Source organism: Erwinia sp. E_sp_B01_1 (assembly GCF_036865545.1).
GTDB lineage: Bacteria > Pseudomonadota > Gammaproteobacteria > Enterobacterales > Enterobacteriaceae > Erwinia.
In genome coordinates, this window is the sequence record NZ_CP142208.1 from 4,645,852 (window position 1) to 4,665,130 (window position 19,279).

At 53.3% G+C, this 19,279-nt stretch carries 20 protein-coding genes; 10 read left to right on the top strand and 10 right to left on the bottom strand.

The features are described 5' to 3' along the window. Positions 1-76 precede the first annotated feature (76 nt). Positions 77-928 (top strand): PhzF family phenazine biosynthesis protein, encoded by an 852-nt coding sequence (locus VRC33_RS21550; RefSeq protein ID WP_338559313.1) that lies wholly within the window; start codon positions 77-79, stop codon positions 926-928. Between the two features lie 117 nt (positions 929-1,045). On the opposite strand, the gene VRC33_RS21555 is transcribed toward VRC33_RS21550, so the two are convergent. Further along, the gene (locus tag VRC33_RS21555; RefSeq protein WP_338559315.1) at positions 1,046-1,804 is read right to left on the bottom strand and encodes an SDR family oxidoreductase; all 759 of its coding nucleotides are present in this window, start codon (positions 1,802-1,804) and stop codon (positions 1,046-1,048) included. A 115-nt stretch (positions 1,805-1,919) separates the two neighbouring features. On the opposite strand from VRC33_RS21555, the gene VRC33_RS21560 reads away from it, so the two are divergent. Beyond that, positions 1,920-2,819 (top strand): LysR family transcriptional regulator, encoded by a 900-nt coding sequence (locus VRC33_RS21560; RefSeq protein WP_338559317.1) that lies wholly within the window; start codon positions 1,920-1,922, stop codon positions 2,817-2,819. A gap of 57 nt (positions 2,820-2,876) precedes the next feature. Next, on the top strand, positions 2,877-3,899 hold the full coding sequence (yhjD, locus tag VRC33_RS21565) for an inner membrane protein YhjD (RefSeq protein ID WP_338559320.1): 1,023 nt from the start codon (positions 2,877-2,879) through the stop codon (positions 3,897-3,899). A 33-nt stretch (positions 3,900-3,932) separates the two neighbouring features. On the opposite strand, the gene VRC33_RS21570 is transcribed toward yhjD, so the two are convergent. The 5 genes from VRC33_RS21570 to cpxP all read right to left on the bottom strand — a co-directional run bounded on the left by VRC33_RS21570 (position 3,933) and on the right by cpxP (position 8,806). Next, positions 3,933-4,691 (bottom strand): CDP-diacylglycerol diphosphatase, encoded by a 759-nt coding sequence (locus tag VRC33_RS21570; protein ID WP_338559322.1) that lies wholly within the window; start codon positions 4,689-4,691, stop codon positions 3,933-3,935. Between the two features lie 248 nt (positions 4,692-4,939). Beyond that, positions 4,940-5,932, bottom strand: a complete 993-nt coding sequence (locus VRC33_RS21575) for a sulfate ABC transporter substrate-binding protein (protein ID WP_338559324.1) — start codon at positions 5,930-5,932, stop codon at positions 4,940-4,942. A 170-nt stretch (positions 5,933-6,102) separates the two neighbouring features. After that, positions 6,103-7,065, bottom strand: a complete 963-nt coding sequence (gene pfkA / locus VRC33_RS21580; protein ID WP_338559326.1) for a 6-phosphofructokinase — start codon at positions 7,063-7,065, stop codon at positions 6,103-6,105. 210 nt (positions 7,066-7,275) lie between these two features. Continuing rightward, on the bottom strand, positions 7,276-8,178 hold the full coding sequence (gene fieF / locus VRC33_RS21585) for a CDF family cation-efflux transporter FieF (protein WP_338559327.1): 903 nt from the start codon (positions 8,176-8,178) through the stop codon (positions 7,276-7,278). A gap of 118 nt (positions 8,179-8,296) precedes the next feature. Next, on the bottom strand, positions 8,297-8,806 hold the full coding sequence (cpxP, locus tag VRC33_RS21590) for a cell-envelope stress modulator CpxP (protein WP_338559330.1): 510 nt from the start codon (positions 8,804-8,806) through the stop codon (positions 8,297-8,299). A 151-nt stretch (positions 8,807-8,957) separates the two neighbouring features. Between cpxP and cpxR the strand changes: the two genes are divergently transcribed. The 3 genes from cpxR to trmL are packed head-to-tail and all read left to right on the top strand — an operon-like array spanning position 8,958 to position 11,546. Next, positions 8,958-9,656 carry an envelope stress response regulator transcription factor CpxR gene (gene cpxR / locus VRC33_RS21595; RefSeq protein WP_338559333.1) on the top strand — a complete coding sequence of 233 codons (699 nt, stop codon included), beginning with the start codon at positions 8,958-8,960 and terminating at the stop codon, positions 9,654-9,656. Next, complete coding sequence (cpxA, locus tag VRC33_RS21600) at positions 9,653-11,029, top strand: envelope stress sensor histidine kinase CpxA (protein ID WP_338559335.1); 1,377 nt, start codon at positions 9,653-9,655, stop codon at positions 11,027-11,029. Before cpxR ends, cpxA begins: the two co-directional genes overlap by 4 nt. Positions 11,030-11,072: 43 nt before the next feature. Beyond that, on the top strand, positions 11,073-11,546 hold the full coding sequence (trmL, locus tag VRC33_RS21605; protein ID WP_338559337.1) for a tRNA (uridine(34)/cytosine(34)/5-carboxymethylaminomethyluridine(34)-2'-O)-methyltransferase TrmL: 474 nt from the start codon (positions 11,073-11,075) through the stop codon (positions 11,544-11,546). Here trmL and cysE read toward each other — a convergent pair whose 3' ends face one another. From cysE to VRC33_RS21625, 4 genes are all read right to left on the bottom strand, one after another. Next, positions 11,547-12,368 carry a serine O-acetyltransferase gene (cysE, locus tag VRC33_RS21610; RefSeq protein WP_338559339.1) on the bottom strand — a complete coding sequence of 274 codons (822 nt, stop codon included), beginning with the start codon at positions 12,366-12,368 and terminating at the stop codon, positions 11,547-11,549. A 68-nt stretch (positions 12,369-12,436) separates the two neighbouring features. Next, positions 12,437-13,456 (bottom strand): NAD(P)H-dependent glycerol-3-phosphate dehydrogenase, encoded by a 1,020-nt coding sequence (gene gpsA, locus VRC33_RS21615; protein ID WP_338559341.1) that lies wholly within the window; start codon positions 13,454-13,456, stop codon positions 12,437-12,439. Continuing rightward, a complete protein-coding gene (secB, locus tag VRC33_RS21620; RefSeq protein ID WP_338559344.1) occupies positions 13,456-13,920 on the bottom strand; it encodes a protein-export chaperone SecB in 465 nt (154 codons plus the stop codon). Before secB ends, gpsA begins: the two co-directional genes overlap by 1 nt. A 139-nt stretch (positions 13,921-14,059) precedes the next feature. Continuing rightward, on the bottom strand, positions 14,060-14,491 hold the full coding sequence (locus VRC33_RS21625) for a rhodanese-like domain-containing protein (protein WP_338559348.1): 432 nt from the start codon (positions 14,489-14,491) through the stop codon (positions 14,060-14,062). A gap of 328 nt (positions 14,492-14,819) precedes the next feature. On the opposite strand from VRC33_RS21625, the gene envC reads away from it, so the two are divergent. The 4 genes from envC to VRC33_RS21645 are packed head-to-tail and all read left to right on the top strand — an operon-like array spanning position 14,820 to position 19,246. Next, the gene (envC, locus tag VRC33_RS21630; protein WP_338559350.1) at positions 14,820-16,127 is read left to right on the top strand and encodes a murein hydrolase activator EnvC; all 1,308 of its coding nucleotides are present in this window, start codon (positions 14,820-14,822) and stop codon (positions 16,125-16,127) included. A gap of 3 nt (positions 16,128-16,130) precedes the next feature. After that, complete coding sequence (locus VRC33_RS21635) at positions 16,131-17,057, top strand: divergent polysaccharide deacetylase family protein (protein ID WP_338559352.1); 927 nt, start codon at positions 16,131-16,133, stop codon at positions 17,055-17,057. Between the two features lie 55 nt (positions 17,058-17,112). Beyond that, positions 17,113-18,345: a glycosyltransferase gene (locus tag VRC33_RS21640; RefSeq protein ID WP_338559354.1), complete on the top strand. Its 1,233-nt coding sequence runs from the start codon at positions 17,113-17,115 to the stop codon at positions 18,343-18,345. Continuing rightward, on the top strand, positions 18,338-19,246 hold the full coding sequence (locus VRC33_RS21645) for a hypothetical protein (RefSeq protein WP_338559357.1): 909 nt from the start codon (positions 18,338-18,340) through the stop codon (positions 19,244-19,246). The genes VRC33_RS21640 and VRC33_RS21645 overlap by 8 nt, the downstream gene beginning before the upstream one ends. Positions 19,247-19,279: the final 33 nt, after the last annotated feature.

Consider the following 19,279-nt stretch of genomic DNA (forward strand, 5'->3'; position numbering starts at 1 on the left):
CATTGTGAGCAGCAGCCGCTTCAGCTGGAAAAATTCCGGGTACGCTGAAGGGAGCATAACAGGAGGGACTTTCGCTATGACTAAACTACGTTCTTTTAAACAGGTTGATGTTTTTACCTCATCCGCGCTTAACGGCAATCCTCTGGCGGTGATTCTGGACGCCAGTGGCCTCAGCGATGAACAGATGAAGGCCATTGCACGCTGGACTAATCTTTCGGAAACCACTTTTGTCCTGCCCGCTGAGGATCCGCAGGCCGACTACAGAGTTCGCATTTTTACGCCTGATATTGAGTTACCTTTTGCCGGCCATCCCACGTTAGGCACCGCGCATGCTCTGCTTGAAAACGGCCTTACGCCGAAAAATGCCGGACATATGGTGCAGGAGTGTGGGCTGGGGCTGGTAAAAATTAAACGTTCCGCGGAGGGTGCTCTGGCTTTCGCTGCTCCGGAAGCGACGCTGACCGGGTTCAGCGATGCTCCGCTCAGCAGCGCCTTAAACAGCGATGAGTTGGAAACGAAGCTGCCGGTGATGATTGCTGATATGGGTATTCGCTGGCTGCTGGTGCCGATGAAATCTGCCGAAGCGGTGCTGGCCATCAAACCCAATATTGTCGAGTTTGAGCGGCTGCTAAACAAAGCGCAGGTCAATGGCGTCATGCCTTTTGGCCCGCTTGATGGCCAGGAAGAACAATATGAAGTGCGCGGCCTGCTAATTGAACAGGGCTCCTTCACTGAAGACCCCGTTACCGGTAGCGCTAATGCCTGCCTGGCCCGTTATCTCCAGGCTCAGGGTGTTGAGCTGGACTACCGCGTCCGTCAGGGCACCGCCATGCAGCGTGCAGGTCGCCTCAGCGTGACCTATAGCGCCGGTGGCGTATGGATTGGCGGCCAGACGGTGACGGTCATCGACGGCACCCTGAACGTCTGACGCGTTCAGGGCTGTTGCCAGATTTCTTTGCTACTTATCAGCGTCATCACCCGTATCAACAGGTGAATCTTCCGGGTGGGCATCCGTTCACCCGTTGGAGCCTGCAGGTGAATGGGTTCAGAGGTACATACCGCCTGAAGCTTCAATGCGCTGGCCGTTGATCCAGCCGCTTTCGTCGCTGAGGATTTGTGCCACCGCATTGCCGATATCATCCGGCAACCCTACCCTGCCCAACGCCGTCTGCGAGGCTACAAAGGCATTCACCTGCGGGTTATCCCGTACCATCCCGCCGCTGAAATCTGTTTCAATCGCACCCGGCGCCAGGATATTGACTGAAATTCCCCGCGCGCCCAGCTCTTTGGCCTGATAGCGGGTCAGCACTTCCATAGCTCCCTTGACCGATGCATAGGCGCTGGAGCCTGGCAGGCTGAAGCGGGCAAGTCCGCTGGAGATATTGAGGATACGTCCGCCGTTGACCAATAATGGCAACAGCTTCTGGGTCAGGAAAAAAGGGCCCTTGAAATGGATATTCACCATCTCATCAAACTGCGCTTCCGTAGTCTCATCAAAATTCGCATGCAGACCGGTGCCCGCATTGTTTACTAAATAATCAAAGGTATCACGCTGCCAGAGATCTTTTAGCTGCGTCTTAAGTTCCGCGGCAAAAGAATCAAAGGAATGACTGTCGCCAACATCCAGCGGCAGGGCCACCGCACGGGCACCCAGCTCTTCAATGCGCTTCACGACCTGCTCGGCTTCCGACTGCTTACTGCGGTAAGTCAAAATAACGTCTACGCCTCTGGCTGCCAGCTTCAGGGCGGCATTTTCCCCTAAACCACGGCTTGCGCCGGTGATAAGTGCGATTTTATGGCTCATTTGCTTCTCCTGACTGTTTGTTGTGGACAAAAAACAGGATATTACCTTCATCATCATCTATAAATGTCTTCAAAGACGCTTCACTGTTTCATTACAAACAACAATGGCCGCTTAAATGGATAAAATTCAAGCAATGCAGGTTTTTGTCAGGGTAGCTGAACTCCACAGTTTTACCCGGGCTGCAGAAAATTTAGGCTTGCCTAAAGGCAGTCTTTCACGGCAGCTACAGGCCCTGGAAAATGCCATGGGTACCCGTTTACTACACCGCACGACACGTCGGGTACAGCTCACGCAGGATGGTCTGGTCTATTACGAACGTTGTAGGGATGTGCTGGCTACGCTGGAGGAGATGGACTCATTATTTCAGCACGATCCTGCCACGCTGAGCGGCAGGCTGCGTGTAGATATGTCCGTCAGCCTCGCCTGCAATTATATCCTGCCCCTGTTACCCGATTTTTTGCAGCAGTATCCCGGTATAGAGCTGGAACTGAGTAGCAGTGACCGGCGTGTCGATGTCATCCGCGAAGGATTTGACTGTGTGGTTCGCGCTGGCGTGCTGGAAGATTCCGGATTGATCGCCAGGCCTCTGGGCATGCTGACGTTGATTAACTGCGCCAGTCCGGCTTATCTGGAGCGTTTTGGCACGCCTGTCACCCTGGACGATTTGGCTCAGCACGCTATGGTTCATTACAGCCAGCAATTGGGCGGCCACCCGGAAGGTTTCGAATTCTGGGACGGTAAAACGGCCCGCTTAATTCAGACCGGGGGGACCATTACCGTCAACAATACCGAGACTTACCGGGCGGCCTGTACGGCAGGACTGGGTATCATCCAGGTCCCTTTGTCCGGAATGAAACAGCTTCTGGCAGAGAGAACCCTGGTTGAGATTCTGCCGCATTTCCGGGCCAGACCTATGCCCGTTTCGCTCATCTATCCGCACCGCCGCAACCTTGCGCGTCGCGTGCATGTTTTTATGGAATGGCTCACTCAGGCAATGAAAAAGTACATAGCCTGAGTGCGTGGCTATAATTTCAGACAGGTACATTCATTCAAAGGACATAAAGAAGGGTGCATGAAGGAAAATCAACCAGCTGAAGCTCAACGCGAAACTGAAAAACCTCTGATCAACATTAAAACAGGCAATCACACCGTCGATAAATCCATCACCAGGGTTTCACGGCTGATAAGCTGGTTCCAGGCGATTCCGACGGTGGCGCATTTTCTCCGCGCCGGCGAACGCTTCAATGACCGTCTGGGGAGCCAGTTTGGCGCGGCCATTACCTATTTCTCATTTCTCTCGCTGATCCCCATTCTGATGGTGTCGTTTGCTGCCGTGGGTTTTGTGCTGGCTTCAAATCAGGATTTGCTGACGGAGCTGATCAATAAGATCGTTAATAACATCAGCGATCCCACGCTGGCTTCAACGCTTAAAAACACCGTGAACACGGCAGTTCAACAGCGCACTACCGTAGGCCTGACCGGATTGTTTATCGCTCTCTATTCCGGCATCAGCTGGATGGGAAATCTGCGTGAGGCCATCCGTGCCCAGTTCCGCGATGTCTGGGAGCGTAACAAACAGGACAAAGAGAAAATCTGGTTCAAATACTCCCGCGATCTGATCTCCCTGATGGGGCTGGTGCTGGCGCTGATTATCACGCTTTCACTGACCTCGATAGCGGGGGCCGCTCAGGCTTCGATAGTCCGGGCATTGGGGCTTGAAGGCATTGAATGGCTGAGACCGGCAATGACGCTGATTGCGCTGTCGATTTCAATCATGGCCAACTATCTCCTGTTCCTGTGGATTTTCTGGATATTACCGCGCCATAAGCCGCGCAAAAAAGCGCTGTTCCGTGGCACTCTGCTGGCGGCTATTGGCTTCGAAGTAATTAAATTTATTATGACGCTGACGCTGCCGAAACTCGCCTCCTCCCCGTCCGGAGCCGCATTTGGTTCGGTACTGGGACTGATGGCATTTTTCTACTTCTTCGCGCGGCTGACGCTGTTTTGTGCGGCCTGGATTGCCACAGCGAAGTACAAGGATGATAAACCTGTCAATTCAAAGACTGACCAACAGCAGATTCCTCCCACGCCTTAGGGCAATGACCGTAAGGGCAACACCTGTTGCCCTTTACGATTTCAGAATACTACAGCTGTGATCCTGCAATTCTTCGGCAGAGCCGCGGTTCAGCAGCAGCAAATTACGTTTAATCACCATCAACGCACGGCGGCCATCTGGTAACGCCGCAACCGCTACACCGTAATTGCCCATCTCTTCGCGCGCGCCCGGCAATTCGTTGGCAATCCGGATAAACGGGCTCATTTTTTTAATGTCATCCCGCGTTGCTGCACGCACCAGATATTCATGTTTCCCAAGCTGCTCAGATTGCCATAACGAAGTCAGTGAATGGGCCATGCCATCCAGCTGCCTGCGGATATCGGGCCGCAGGCAGGAGATGTGAATGTGCAGTTGATTTTGCGTTCTTCCCCACCGGGAATTGATGGTCAGAGCATAGGCGCTATCTTCAATCGGCTTACCGCGCTTATTTTCCATAAAATGGCGTGAACGCCAGGCCTCAGCCATGAAATTCGGCGTGGCAGGATTCAGCAAGGCGGGGCTTTCAATACCGGTGATTTTTTCAACGGGCAGCAATAAAAACTGCAGCGGACCATTACGATCTTTCAGGACCACATAGCCATTGCGCAGGTCAACCTGACGGCAGGGTGTCGGATCATTGTTCTGCATCTGGTCAGGCACACATTTTTCACTGACAGTCTTCCACAGTGCCTCTGAATTTTTTTGGTAATTTAACGCCATTGAGGCACAACCGGCCGTCACAATTATCCCAATTACCGCAACTACAATCAGGATACGCTTTCGCCCCTGCATGATCGAAACCTCTGGACATCAAGTGCTCGTAATGTAGACGAACAGGTGATGAAAATCATGTCAATTCATCCATCCTGGCGATCATTCAGCATACTTTCTGTTAAATCGCGGTTAAGTCGCCATTCTTCTGCCTGGGCGTGGGCCTGCATTCCTTCCGTCAAAAAAAACTGCACCCTCAGTGCCCGACATTCGTCCGACATTTGAAAGTGCAGTTCAGTGTTCATCTGTTATCAGTCAGGTCGATCTTATTACTCAGGCTTCATCACCTGATCGTAGGTGCCGCCATCCGTGAAGTGGGTTTTCTGCGCCTTAGCCCAGCCACCAAACTTGTTTTCGATGGTAAACAATTTTACCGGCGCGAAGGTGCTGGCGAATTTCTTCGCTACAGCGGGATCGCGAGGGCGATAGTAGTTCTGTGCGGCGATGGTTTGCCCCTCGGGAGAATAAAGATATTTCAGGTAAGCATCGGCCGCTTTACGGCTGTCACGCTCGTCCACCACTTTATCCACTACGGACACCGTAGGCTCAGCCAGGATCGATTCACTTGGCGTAACGATATCAAACTTATCTTTACCCAGTTTATTCACGGCAAGATAGGCTTCGTTTTCCCATGCAATCAGTACATCGCCCAATCCCCGCTCAACAAAGGTGTTGGTAGCACCACGCGCGCCTGAATCCTGCACTTCAACGTTTTTAAACAGCGCTTTCACATAGGCCTGAGCTTTTGCCTGATCGCCGTTGTTGTGATCCAACGCCCAGCCCCAGGCTGCAAGGTAGTTCCAGCGAGCGCCACCGGAGGTTTTAGGATTAGGAGTGATCACGGACACGCCTGGTTTAATTAAATCACCCCAGTCATGGATTTGTTTCGGATTACCTTTACGTACCAGGAAAACAATAGTCGAAGTGTAGGGCGCGGAGTTATCAGGGAGACGTTTGATCCAGTCTTTGTCGATACGGCCACGTTGAGCAATGGCATCCACATCGGATTCCAGCGCCAGCGTAACCACATCAGCACGAATGCCATTAATCACAGAAGTGGCCTGTTTGCCGGAGCCACCATGAGACTGACGAACGACCACGTTATCACCGGTTTCCTGCTTGTAATGCGCGCTGAAGGCTTTGTTATACTGTTCATACAGCTCGCGGGTCGGATCGTAAGAGACGTTCAGCAACTGAATATCTTTCGCCAGCACGCTGGTTGATGCCAGTAATAAGGTTAATCCCACACTCCACTTCTTCATCACACTCTCCCAAAGGTTTTTCGCTGTAAGAGAGCCTGACACAAAGTGAATCGTGAATTAAAGAATTAAAAAACAGCTTTAATAACCGTATGGAATATAGCCTTGCATAAAACAGGCGCTGGATTGCAGCGCCTTGTTTTTAATCATTAAAGCTCTACAGCCTTTTATAATCAGTAGAGTTTTTTGGCGGTATCCAGCCAGTCACCTTTGAAAGGACGCTTCATATTTTCAATGGCATCAATGATGTCGTGATGCACCATCTTCTCATTCTGGATGCCGACACAACGTCCACCGTAGCCCTGCAACAGCAACTCAATTGAGTAGGCGCCCATGCGGGAGGCCAGAATACGGTCATAGGCTACTGGCGCGCCACCACGTTGGATATGCCCCAGCACCGTAGAACGGGTTTCGCGTTTGGTTTCCGCTTCGATATATTTGGCCAGTTCGTCGATATCACAGATGTGCTCGGTAATTGCCACGATTGCGTGCTTTTTACCTTTAGCTATGCCCGCTTTAATCTCTTCCACCAGCTCTTCACGGGTATAAGGAATTTCAGGCAGGACAATAAACTCACAGCCTCCGGCAATGGCCGCTGCCAGCGTCAGATCGCCACAGTAACGTCCCATCACTTCCACAATCGAGATGCGCTGGTGAGAAGAAGAGGTATCACGCAGGCGGTCAATGGCTTCAACAACGGTTTCCAGCGCGGTGAAGTAACCGATGGTGTAGTCAGTTCCGGCTACGTCGTTATCAATGGTGCCCGGCAGACCGATACAGGGGAAACCCATTTCGGTCAGGCGTTTGGCGCCCATATAGGAGCCGTCACCGCCAATGACAACCAGCGCATCAATACCGCGCTTTTTCATATTATCAATGGCGACGGACCGCACCGACTCTTCGCGGAATTCAGGGAAACGCGCTGAGCCCAGGAAAGTGCCGCCCCGGTTGATCATATCGGACACGCTATAGCGATCCAGGTTAGCCATGCGATCTTCGTACAAACCCAGATATCCATCATAAACGCCACACACTTCCAGGCCTTCACTGAGAGCGGCACGTACCACGCCCCGGATGGCTGCGTTCATACCCGGAGCGTCACCGCCACTTGTCAGTACACCGATTTTTTTAATCATGACAACCTCTGAACTTGTTGATGCAAATTAGGAATTTTCGACGCCGTGGAAGGTCGACGCATGAGGGCGAGCTTACCGACTAATGATGGCAATAGTATATCAAAGCCTCTGGGCTGAATTGATTCAGGTCACTGCTCATTCAGCTATTTTTTTTGCGCCCTGTCACGTTTTTTACAATGATTATGCTAACGCCTTTATTTCAGGCAGGAATTATAGCTTAACGCTGTTTTGACGCTCCAGCGGCACAACCGAGCAGGGGTCCTGATGAATGATGACGTCCGAACCTGGGAAGCGGGCCAGCAACGCCTTCTCGACTTCATCTGCCATCCTGTGTGCCTGATAAAGCGGTAAGTCATCATCCATTTCCAGATGGAGTTGGATAAAACGGGTCGGCCCGGACTGACGAGTGCGGATATCGTGGGCTCCCTGAACGCCAGGCCAGTTGGAGGCGATATCAATGATAATCTGCCGGTCCTCGTCGGGCAGAGCCCGATCCAACAGCGCCTGAACCGCTTCGTATCCCATTCTTAGCGCACTGTACAGAATCCACACTCCGATCCCCAACGCAAACATCGCGTCTGCCCGTTTGAAACCGTACCAGCTCAGCCCCAGCGCCAGCAATATTGCGCCGTTCATGATCACATCGGACTGGTAGTGAAGCATATCAGCGCGAATTGCCACACTGCGGGTTCGTTTTACTACCCATCGCTGGAAAGCCACCAATACCAGAGTGGAGAACAGGGCGATAAGAGTGACCACAACTCCGACCATTGGGGCACGCAACTCATTGGGAGAGGCCAGATGCTGTAAGCCGGTAAGAAACAGAAACAGAGCCGAGCCTGAGATAAACATGCTTTGCGCCAGCGCAGCGAGAGATTCTGCTTTGCCATGGCCAAACGTGTGCTCTGCATCGGCAGGCTGCAGGGAATAGCGGACAACGAAAAGATTAGTGAGAGAGGCCGCAATATCAACCAGTGAGTCAACCAGCGCCGCCAGAAGACTGACCGATCCGGTGTACCACCAGGCAAAAATTTTCACCAGAAGCAGTAGTGATGCCAGCATGGTTGCCGCCAGCGCAGCCCGGTTGACCAGGCGTGCATAGTGTTGTTCCATGCCCCGCTCCTCTTAGTTGAGAGCGTAAGTATACTGGATTTCAGGCAAAAAAAACCCCGCCATCATGGCGGGGAAGACAGGGATGGTGTCTATGGCAAGGAAAAACAGGGATACTATGTTACTGGTTACTGCCGGTACTACTCACTGCCTGCAGCGATGACGCCTGCTGCATGTTCGTTAGCTTGCGCATTTCACTCATGCGCTGCTGATGTTTCTCGTTCAAAACGTCCTGCTGGGCTGGTGTTAACAGGTGATACATCTGGTTGCGTACGCGGGCCATCTCAATCTGCCGCGCCACTTCCGCCTGTGCAATTCTTTCCAGCTCCGATTTGTAGGCCGCTTCATCAAATTTGTCTGCAATAATCAGTTCATGCAGTTGTTCTAAATCGTTAATACTTATGGGAGAACGCTCATGTCGTGCCTGCTGCATCAGATCTCGCATTTGTTGACGCTGCTGTTCGGTGAGATTGATGCCATCAAACATGTGACTCTGCGGAATTTGCGCCATACTGCGTGTCGCCGCGTTATCTTGATGCATCTCGTCAGTCGTCGTCACCTCTGCAGCCCATGCGGCGGAGAAACTGAGTATCAGCGCCGGAACCACAACGACGGCGGTAACTTTGCGCATCGTTAACTCCCAGGTTGGTTTCCATTTTTTGATTCAACGAGAGCCAGTCTACGGGGCCAGCTGCAAACATGCGTCAGGCGGTGTAAAACTACGTAAAGTCATGGAATGACAGCATTCGTTCACGGTATTTTGCCTGCGGAGGGCAATAAAAATGAATAAAATCCTGTTGGTTGACGATGACCGCGAATTGACTTCGCTGCTGAAAGAATTACTCGAAATGGAAGGCTTTGATGTACTGGTCGCCGGTGACGGTGAACAGGCTCTGGCTGTGTTGGATAATACAATCGATCTCCTGTTACTTGACGTGATGATGCCAAAGAAAAATGGCATTGATACTTTGAAAGAGCTGCGTCAGCAGCATCAGACCCCGGTTATCATGTTAACCGCAAGAGGAAGCGAGCTGGATCGCGTTCTGGGGCTGGAACTGGGTGCAGATGACTACCTGCCTAAACCTTTTAACGATCGTGAGCTGGTGGCCCGTATACGCGCTATTTTACGTCGTTCAAACTGGAGCGAGCAGCAGCAACAGCATGACAACAGTTCACCGACGCTGGAAGTGGATCATCTGCGGCTGAACCCTGGCCGTCAGGAAGCCAGCTTTGACAGTCTGACGCTCGACCTGACCGGCACCGAGTTCACTCTGCTCTATCTGCTCGCCCAGCATCTTGGACAGGTGGTCTCCCGTGAGCATCTCAGCCAGGAAGTATTGGGGAAACGTTTGACGCCGTTTGACCGCGCTATCGATATGCATATTTCTAACCTGCGCCGGAAACTGCCGGATCGCAAAGATGGTCACCCCTGGTTTAAAACCCTGCGTGGCCGCGGCTATCTGATGGTTTCTGCTACATGATCTCAAGCCTGACAACCCGCATCTTCGCCATTTTCTGGCTCACCCTGGCGCTGGTGTTGATGCTGGTATTGATGGTGCCAAAACTGGATACGCGCCAGATGACGCCGCTGCTGGATAACGAGCAGCGGCAGGGCACCATGATTGAGCAGCACGTTGAGGCGGAACTGACGCAGGATCCGCCCAACGACCTGATGTGGTGGCGCAGGCTGTTCCGTGCCATCGACAAATGGGCACCGCCCGGTCAGCGTCTCTTGCTGGTCACCAGCGAAGGACGGGTGATCGGCGCACAGCACAATGAAATGCAGGTGATCCGTAATTTTATCGGCCAGTCCGATAACTCCGATCATCCGCAGAAAAAGAAGTATGGCCGGGTCGAAATGGTGGGGCCTTTCTCGGTACGCGACGGGGAAGATAATTACCAGCTCTACCTGATTCGCCCGGCTGGCAGTTCGCAGCTGGACTTTATCAATCTGCTCTTTGACCGTCCGCTGCTGCTGCTGATAGTCACCATGCTGATCAGCTCCCCGCTGCTGTTGTGGCTCGCCTGGAGCCTGGCTAAACCAGCCCGTAAACTCAAACATGCCGCCGATGATGTGGCAGCTGGTAATCTGCGCCAGCGTCCTGAACTGGAAGCCGGACCCCAGGAGTTCCTGGCCGCCGGAGCCAGCTTTAACCAGATGGTCAGCGCGCTGGAAAGGATGATGACCGGCCAGCAGCGCCTGCTGTCGGATATCTCCCATGAGCTGCGTACGCCTCTGACCCGTCTGCAGCTCGCCACCGCGCTGATGCGGCGACGTCAGGGCGAAGGCAAGGAGCTGCAGCGCATTGAGATGGAAGCCCAGCGTCTGGATGGCATGATCAACGATCTGCTGGTGCTCTCACGGACCCAGCATAAAAATGCGCTGGTCAGTGAGGCAATGAAAGCCAATCAACTCTGGTCTGGCGTGCTGGATGATGCGAAGTTTGAAGCCGAGCAGATGGGGAAAACGCTGGAAGTCCCTTACCCACCGGGTCCCTGGCCGCTGTATGGCAATCCAAGTGCTCTGGACAGCGCGCTGGAAAATATCGTGCGTAACGCCCTGCGCTACTCTTACTCGAAAATTTCGGTCAGTTTTTCAGTGGATAAACAGGGTATTACAGTTCATGTTGATGATGATGGTCCGGGTGTGAGCGAAGAAGATCGCGAACAGATTTTCCGCCCTTTCTATCGCACTGATGAAGCACGCGACAGGGAATCCGGTGGCACCGGGCTGGGGCTGGCGATTGTTGAAACCGCCATTCAGCAGCATCGGGGCTGGGTCAGAGCGGATGACAGCCCACTGGGTGGACTGCGGCTGACAATCTGGCTGCCGCTCTATTCCAGCAAAGCCTGATTGTTTGCTATGCTTCGGCCCTCGTTAATGAGGGCCGAAGCCGATGCTGAATATTGTTTTATTTGAACCAGAAATCCCCCCTAATACCGGGAATATCATTCGCCTCTGTGCCAACACGGGCTTTCAGTTGCACCTGATCGAGCCGCTTGGCTTTGCCTGGGATGATAAGCGCCTGCGTCGTGCCGGACTTGATTATCACGAATTCACCGCAATCAAACATCATGCGGACTATGCCGCCTTCCTGGCCTCAGAAGCGCCACAACGCCTGTTCGCCCTGACAACCAAAGGCACGCCTGCGCACAGCGCGGTGAGCTATCAGCCGGGAGATTATCTGTTGTTTGGGCCTGAGACGCGTGGGTTACCGAAAGAGATCCTTGAGGCGCTGCCTGCGCAGCAAAAGATACGCATTCCGATGCAGCCGGACAGCCGCAGCATGAATCTCTCTAATGCTGTTTCAGTGGTGGTGTACGAGGCCTGGCGCCAGCTGGACTATGCTGGCGCAGTAGTAAAAAGCTGATCAGATCCCGTCGCCAAACTCGAAGCCGGGTACCATACCATTGAAGTGCTGATCCATTTCCATCGAGGGCTTGTCACTGTTGGGTTTGCCGACAATGCGTGCGGGCACGCCAGCAGCAGTGGTATGAGGTGGCACAGGATGCAGAACCACTGACCCGGCACCAATTTTTGCTCCGCGCCCCACTTCAATATTACCCAGAATTTTTGCTCCAGCGCCGATCATTACGCCTTCACGAATTTTAGGATGGCGATCGCCGCTGGTTTTTCCGGTGCCGCCCAGGGTGACGGATTGCAGGATAGAAACGTCATCCTCGATCACTGCGGTTTCACCCACCACAATTCCGGTGGCGTGATCCAGCATAATGCCACGGCCAATGGTGGCTGCCGGATGGATATCTACGGCAAAGGAGACGGAGACTTCATTCTGCAGATAGACAGCCAGCGCGCGACGACCTTCATTCCACAACCAGTGGCCAATACGGTAAGCCTGAAGCGCGTGAAAGCCTTTAAGATAGAGCAGTGGCGTTGAGTATTTATCAATGGCGGGGTCACGCAGACGTACCGCCTGAATATCACAGGCAGCGGACTGGATCATTGAAGGGTCCTGCTTATACGCTTCCTGCACAATCTCACGGATAGCGATAGCGGGCATGATTGGATTGGCCAGTTTGTTGGCGAGCATATAGCTCAGCGCACTGCCCAGGTCATCATGCTTGAGTAGCGTAGCGTGGTAAAAACTGGCCAGCATCGGTTCGCAGTCAGCCAGAGCCCGCGCTTCCGCTTTGATATAATCCCAGACCAGTTCAGGTTCTACACACGGCATTGCTCTCTCCCCATCAAAAAATAGCGCCCGGCACCTGCCAGCACGCTATAACTTTACGCATCCTTTTCTCAGCTGGTGCTGTTTTCGTCTTTCCTTGTACGCCCAAGCAAGCTCAATGCTGCCTCTCGCGCGTTTTTTTCGCAATACAGTACCTGATAAATTTGCTCGGTTATCGGCATCTCAACGCCGCAGCGCGCAGCCAGAGCCTTAACTTCTTTGGTATTTCGGAAACCTTCCACTACCTGACCAATGGTATTTTGGGCCGCTTCCACGTCAATCCCCTGCCCCAGCATCATGCCAAAGCGACGATTACGCGACTGATTGTCGGTACAGGTCAGCACCAGGTCACCCAGACCGGCCATCCCCATAAACGTGGTCGGATCGGCACCAAGAGCAGAACCCAAACGAGTCATTTCCGCCAGGCCGCGCGTGATTAGCGCCGTACGGGCGTTCGCGCCAAAACCAATACCATCAGAAATGCCCGCGCCAATGGCGATGACATTCTTCACCGCACCGCCCAATTGCACCCCGATAAAGTCCGGGTTGTTATAAACGCGGAAGCTTTTACCACAGTGCAGTAGCGTCTGAAGATCGTCAGCGAATTGCGCATCCGTAGCCGCAAGCGCGATGGCTGTTGGCATACCGGCAGCTAACTCTTTAGCAAACGTGGGGCCGGAAATCACCGCCAGAGGGATATCAGGGCCAAGGATTTCACGTGCCACGTCCTGCAGCAGACGTCCCGTTTCTTTCTCCAGACCTTTCGTGGCCCAGACAATGCGGGAATCTTCGCGCAGATGAGGTTTGATTTGCTGTAAAACATCGCCGAATACATGGCTGGGAACCACCACCAGCAGATCGCGACTCGCACCAATAGCAGTAGCAAGATCGGTTTCAAGACTCAACGAATCAGGGAAAGGAACATCGGGCAGGAAAGCCGCATTGCAGCGGTCAGCCTGGAGCTGTGCCTGATGGTGTGGGTTATGCCCCCACAGCACCACGTTGTGTCCGTTACGGGCCAGCGTGATGGCTAAAGCGGTGCCGTAAGATCCGGCACCGAGGACGCTCATTGAAGCGTTAGCGTGCGGCATTATGCATCCTGTTGAGGTGCGGCGCCTTCGTTTGACTGCTGGAGATAGTTCATGAACAGCGCGTCAAAGTTCACTGGTGCCAGGTTGAGCTGCGGGAAGGTACCGCGAGAAACCAGGCTGGTGATGCATTCGCGGGCATACGGGAACAGAATGTTAGGGCAGTATGCACCCAGGCAATGCGCCATCTGGTTTCCATCGATACCAGAGACAGAGAAGATACCGGCTTGCTGAACTTCACACAGGAAGGCGGTCTCTTCACCAACGGTAGCCGTCACGGTTACGCGCAGAACGACTTCATACACCTCGTCTGCCAGCTGGTTGGAGGCGGTATCCAGATCCAACTTCACTTCCGGTTCCCACTCTTTCTGGAAAACCTGAGGCGCATTTGGCGCTTCGAAGGAGACATCTTTGGTGTAAATACGTTGGATCTGGAAAGCCATCTCGGTGTTGTTTTGTTCTGACATGTTACGTAATCCTATGGGTTAATAATCCGTTATTGCGCCACTTGCCCGTCTTATTTTAGTAGCGGGTCGGGGCGTTGTCTGCCCTCGGGCGCGACCAGGTCTTCACAGCCGGCAAATTGCTGTGCATCAAAATTCAGTATTATTTACCACGCACCAGCGGCAGGTTTTCGCCCGTCCAGCCAGATACGCCGTCTTTCAGCACATACACTTTTTCATAACCGGCAGCGTTGAGTTGCGCCGCTGGATCGGCTGCTGAGGTGCCATTGGCACAGACTACGATCACAGGTTGTGCTTTATACTTTTCTAACTCACCAAAGCTGCCTTTTTTGATATCTGCAGCCAGAACATTAATTGCATTGGAAATATGGCCCTTACGATAGTCATCACGTCCACGTACATCGACTACCACGGCTTCTTCTTTATTAATTAAACGGGTTGCTTCACCACGGCTAATTGTTTTTACCTTGGAGAACATGCCCTTAACGGTGGTCACGATCACCAAAACCAGCAGGACAACCCACGCCAGACTAAGAATGGTATGGTTGCCTGCGAACTGCATAATATCTTGCATGAGGGGTAACAACTCCCGAAAGGGTTAATAAGCGAAAACAAGGCTTCTGAGTATACCTGCCAGTGCTGTCATGTACAGTCGTGAAGCGGTCAGAGTTGCGTTTTCTGCGGCAGATTCCAAAAAATAATTGCCTTAAGTGTAAATCCCCGTGTCAGGGTGAGTTAGCGTTAATCCTGAGCGGTTATTTGTTGTGCAAGCCCTCCTTCTTTCCTGGGTGAAGATTCAGGCCTCACCGTCCTGTTACGGGCACCTCTGTCACTACCGGAAATGCAAAACCGGGGAGGGATCGCTGGTAAGCTGCTGTTCATCGTGGAATAATCCTCGCCCTATGAGGGAAAAAGCGACAGTTTCACATCAACGAACTCAGGATAACGGATCGGCCACAGGCGTTCTGTTGCGATCCCGTGCGTTCACCCTGTCTGCCAGCGTGCTCTGCGCAGGCCTTTTGCTGTCGCCTTTCGCCAGCTCCGCCGCCGACGATAACAAATCTCAGCTCTCCAGCCTGCAGCAGGATATCGCCGCCAAGGAGAAGAGCGTTAAGCTGCAAAAACAGCAGCGTGGTCAACTTCTTGCGCAGCTCACCAGCCAGGAAAAAATCATTGCTCAGGCGAGCCGGCAACTGCGCGAAACTCAAATTACCCTTACTGCACTGAACAAAGAGATTTCTGCCCTCACTGCGTCCATCAGCAAACTGCAGACTCAACAGGCCAGCCAGGAAAAACTGCTGGCTGAACAGCTTGATGCTGCTTTTCGTCAGGGACAGCATAGTGGTGTGCAACTGATCCTCAGCGGAGAAGAGAGCCAGCGCAGCGAACGCATTCTTGCCTACTTTGGTTACCTGAATGATGCCCGCCAGAAATCCATTGATGACCTGAAAAAGACCCGCAGCGACCTCTCCTCGCAAAAAGCGGCCCTGGTGGATAAACAGGCACAGCAGAAATCCTTGTTGGATCAGCAACAGGGGCAACAGCAAAAGCTGGAAGGTGCGCGTGTGGCGCGCAAAAAAACGCTGACCACCCTGGAATCCTCGCTGGAGAAAGATCAGGCACAGCTGGTCGACATGCGGGAAAACGAAAGTCGCCTGCGTGACAAAATTGCGAAGGCTGAGCGGGAAGCCCGCGCCAGAGCTGAGAAAGAAGCGCGCGAAGCTGAACAGGTTCGTAAGCGGCAGGCCCAGGCGAAAAGCAAAGGCACTACCTACAAAACTACCGAAGGCGAACGCTCTCTTATGGCCCGTACTGGTGGCCTTGGCCGGCCTTCTGGCCAGGCTCTGTGGCCGGTGCGGGGCAGTATCGAACACCGCTTCGGTGAGCAACTTCAGGGAGAGCTTCGCTGGAAAGGCCTGGTGATTAACGCGCCGGAAGGCACCGAAGTGAAAGCCATCGCGGATGGCCGGGTTCTGATGGCTGACTGGCTCCAGGGCTATGGACTGGTAGTAGTGGTCGAGCACGGTAAAGGCGATATGAGCCTGTACGGCTATAACCAAAGCGCGTTAGTGAGCGTGGGAACCCAGGTCAGGGCAGGACAGCCCATTGCACTGGTCGGAACCAGTGGTGGCCGGGGCACGCCTTCACTCTATTTCGAAATCCGACGCCAGGGACAGGCCGTCAATCCACTTCCGTGGTTAGGAAAATAACTTTTGTCACAACTCCGCAAACTCGGCGGCGTGCTGACAGGTCTGCTGATGGCCTGCTCGGCGCACGCCGGCAAACTCTCCATCGTCATTGATGATTTTGGCTACCGTCCGGCTCAGGAAAATCAGGTGCTGCAAATGCCCCCGACTATTTCTGTTGCCGTCCTTCCTGACGCCCCACATGCCCGCGATATGGCTACCAAAGCGCATCAGCGTGGCCATGAAGTGCTGATCCATCTTCCTATGGCGCCGCTGAGCAAACAGCCGCTGGAAAAAGACACCCTGCGCCCTGATATGTCCAGCGCGGAAATCGAACGGATCATTCGTAAAGCGGTTGCTGATGTCCCTTACGCCGTTGGCCTGAATAACCACATGGGCAGCGCCATGACGTCCAGCCTGCCGGGAATGCAGAAAGTGATGCAGGTACTGAATCACTACGACTTCTACTTCCTGGACAGCATGACTATCGGTAACAGCCAGTCCACCCGTGCCGCAGCCGGGACCAGCGTGAAAGTGATCAAACGTCGGGTCTTTCTGGACGACACGCAGAACGAAGCCGATATCCGGAAACAATTTACCCGTGCGGTACGTCTGGCCCAGCGTGATGGCTCTGCCATAGCCATTGGACACCCTCATCCCACGACGGTCCGGGTATTACAGCAGATGTTGCCGACCTTGCCTGCTGATATTACGCTGGTGCGTCCAAGCCAGTTACTCAATGAGCCCAACCACAAACCGCTGCCCGCGGGGAGCGAGCCAGCCAAACCCCGCAATCCATTCCGTGGCGTGCAGACCTGCCCGGTTGAGCTGAAGCCGGTTCCGGCAATCCGTGCGCTGGATGTGGTGACAGAAAGCATCAGCGAAAGCGCTGGCATGCATTTTATCGAAACAAACTTTTCCGGGTTAAAGCTCACTATCGGGGCTAAACCTTAATATCACCGCTTCGCCCTGAGCGTTCAGGGCGCAGGTTAATTGGGTCGCTAGCCGCATGGCAAATCAGAAAAAAATTCTGTTGCTGGACACAGGGAACGAATGGGGTGGCGGCACTAACAGCCTGCTTGAACTTCTGAAGCGTATTGATCGTCAACAGTTCGATATCCTTTGCTGCTTTTACCATAATTACCGCCGCGGTCAGGGTGATTCGATTGCGGATGTGCTGGCTTCACTGGGCATCCCGGTGATGTTTATACATCAGCGCAGGCAGCCTCGCTGGGCAAAAATATTGAAAGAGCTGCTGAGATCGCTGGTGTTCTTTCACCGGCCTTTGCGGCTGAAAGCCACCCGCTGGGTTGATACGCTCTGGCGTATAAAGCCGAATGCCAGGCAAATCCGCCAGACGCTTCTAAGCCATAACTGCGATTTGCTGTATATGAATAATCAGCCCGGTTCTAATGCAGAAGGCTACCTGGCCGCAGAGGGATTGCCAGTGACGGTGGTCCAGCATTGCCGGATTGAGCCTGTTCTGAACCGCGATCTGGTGAATATGGTCAACCAGCGCGGTGATGCGGTTATCGCCGTATCGAATGGCGTTCGGGATGTGCTGCTGGCAAATGGTGTGGCGGCGGAAAAATGTTTTACCGTGTTCAACGCTATCGACATCTGGCAGCCGCTGCCTTCCCGCGAATTGATGCGCAGGCAGTTACTGGATACGGCTGATGACACCTTTGTCTTCGGCAGTATTGGCTCGCTGATCCCACGCAAATCGAACCACCATATTTTGCAGGCACTGGAAAAATTTGCCGCGGCATTTCCGCAGGCCAGATGGAAAATGGTGATCCTGGGTGAAGGTCCGGAGCACGAGGCCTTACAACGCCAGGCTAAGCAGGCCGGAATCGCCGATCGCGTTATTTTCACCGGTTTTCGTCACAATGCGCTGGAGTATCTCGCCGCCTTTGATGTGTTTATTCTGGCTTCAAAAAGCGAGGGGTTACCCCGTGTGGTACTGGAAGCCATGCTGCTGAATACAGCAGTAATTGGTTCCAGAGTGACCGGGACGGCTGAACTTATTGCGCAGGATATCACAGGGCTTTTGTTCGATTATGGCGACACAGAGGCGTTGTCTGAAAGAATGAAGACATTGTATCTTGATGCGGATAAACGCAACAGACTGCTGCAACAGGCTAACGCCAACGTTAAAGCGCACTATGCTATTGAGCATTATGTCGCTGGCGTGGAAACTATTCTAAAAAATGCGTCTCATGGAAACTCTTCGCATGTTTGAATTCTTAAAACCTCAGTTTCGTTATATTCGTTCCCGACACAATCTCTCTTACCAGCAAAAAGCGGTGCAGGGATCGATTCCGGTCACCTCAATCGTTATCCCCTGTACCGGGGCTGATTTTGTGGAAGAAGCAAAATTGAGTGCACTGTTTGCTTCCCGCTTTGCACAGGATGCAGAAGAGATTGTGATAGTCTCCGACCAGAGTGCGGAGCAGTTTGGTCAGCTTCCTGCTAAAACCCGGGTAGTGACGCTCGAAGTACCGATGCGGGAAGAAAACTATCGCTATAAGCAAATTTATCGCAGCCGGTTAATCAAGATGCAGGCACCTTTGCAGGCAAAGACAGACGGAATTTTGATGATCGATTCCGATCTGAACCTGCTGCAAATGCCTGAAATCAGAATGCATCATGGCCATATCTACTCCAGCTTCCGCCAGGGCAAAATGATTGCCAAACTGGCGAAAGCCCCTGAAAAGAATCGCCCGGCCTATTACCGTACCACCGTCCGTCCGTTCATTGTGGATCATGTCAACGGTGCGTTTCTGGCCGCCACCCGGCAGACCTGGAAACGTATATGTCCACTCTGGCTGACGCTGTTCCAGGACACCTGGGAGCTGATGGATGACTCTCAGCCGCCGACCGATCAGTTACCTTTGGCAGCCCTGCTGGATATGCTCGATTTGCATACGGTCAATCTGGGAGACTGGATGAACTGGCCGGTTTCCAAAAAGATTGGTGGCAGCACGGCGGTAGTTCCGAAAGAAGTGGTGGGCGCTCACGGCGGCTTTCCACTGTCGGAGTGGCAAAAGTACCTCGACTCCGCGGATACACCGCTGACGTTCAAAGGCCAGGACTACACCCGTAAAGTGCGTTATCTGACGGATGCTGAAAAGCAGAAATAACGTGGCGGGATCGGGGCCGGCGTCACACCGACC

Bases quoted from the DNA above. Each gene is read 5' to 3' on its own strand.
- VRC33_RS21550 (WP_338559313.1), top strand. From the start codon at position 77: ATGACTAAACTACGTTCTTTTAAACAGGTTGATGTTTTTACCTCATCC.
- VRC33_RS21555 (WP_338559315.1), bottom strand. From the start codon at position 1,804: ATGAGCCATAAAATCGCACTTATCACCGGCGCAAGCCGTGGTTTAGGG.
- VRC33_RS21560 (WP_338559317.1), top strand. From the start codon at position 1,920: ATGGATAAAATTCAAGCAATGCAGGTTTTTGTCAGGGTAGCTGAACTC.
- yhjD (WP_338559320.1), top strand. From the start codon at position 2,877: ATGAAGGAAAATCAACCAGCTGAAGCTCAACGCGAAACTGAAAAACCT.
- VRC33_RS21570 (WP_338559322.1), bottom strand. From the start codon at position 4,691: ATGCAGGGGCGAAAGCGTATCCTGATTGTAGTTGCGGTAATTGGGATA.
- VRC33_RS21575 (WP_338559324.1), bottom strand. From the start codon at position 5,932: ATGAAGAAGTGGAGTGTGGGATTAACCTTATTACTGGCATCAACCAGC.
- pfkA (WP_338559326.1), bottom strand. From the start codon at position 7,065: ATGATTAAAAAAATCGGTGTACTGACAAGTGGCGGTGACGCTCCGGGT.
- fieF (WP_338559327.1), bottom strand. From the start codon at position 8,178: ATGGAACAACACTATGCACGCCTGGTCAACCGGGCTGCGCTGGCGGCA.
- cpxP (WP_338559330.1), bottom strand. From the start codon at position 8,806: ATGCGCAAAGTTACCGCCGTCGTTGTGGTTCCGGCGCTGATACTCAGT.
- cpxR (WP_338559333.1), top strand. From the start codon at position 8,958: ATGAATAAAATCCTGTTGGTTGACGATGACCGCGAATTGACTTCGCTG.
- cpxA (WP_338559335.1), top strand. From the start codon at position 9,653: ATGATCTCAAGCCTGACAACCCGCATCTTCGCCATTTTCTGGCTCACC.
- trmL (WP_338559337.1), top strand. From the start codon at position 11,073: ATGCTGAATATTGTTTTATTTGAACCAGAAATCCCCCCTAATACCGGG.
- cysE (WP_338559339.1), bottom strand. From the start codon at position 12,368: ATGCCGTGTGTAGAACCTGAACTGGTCTGGGATTATATCAAAGCGGAA.
- gpsA (WP_338559341.1), bottom strand. From the start codon at position 13,456: ATGCCGCACGCTAACGCTTCAATGAGCGTCCTCGGTGCCGGATCTTAC.
- secB (WP_338559344.1), bottom strand. From the start codon at position 13,920: ATGTCAGAACAAAACAACACCGAGATGGCTTTCCAGATCCAACGTATT.
- VRC33_RS21625 (WP_338559348.1), bottom strand. From the start codon at position 14,491: ATGCAAGATATTATGCAGTTCGCAGGCAACCATACCATTCTTAGTCTG.
- envC (WP_338559350.1), top strand. From the start codon at position 14,820: ATGAGGGAAAAAGCGACAGTTTCACATCAACGAACTCAGGATAACGGA.
- VRC33_RS21640 (WP_338559354.1), top strand. From the start codon at position 17,113: ATGGCAAATCAGAAAAAAATTCTGTTGCTGGACACAGGGAACGAATGG.
- VRC33_RS21645 (WP_338559357.1), top strand. From the start codon at position 18,338: ATGTTTGAATTCTTAAAACCTCAGTTTCGTTATATTCGTTCCCGACAC.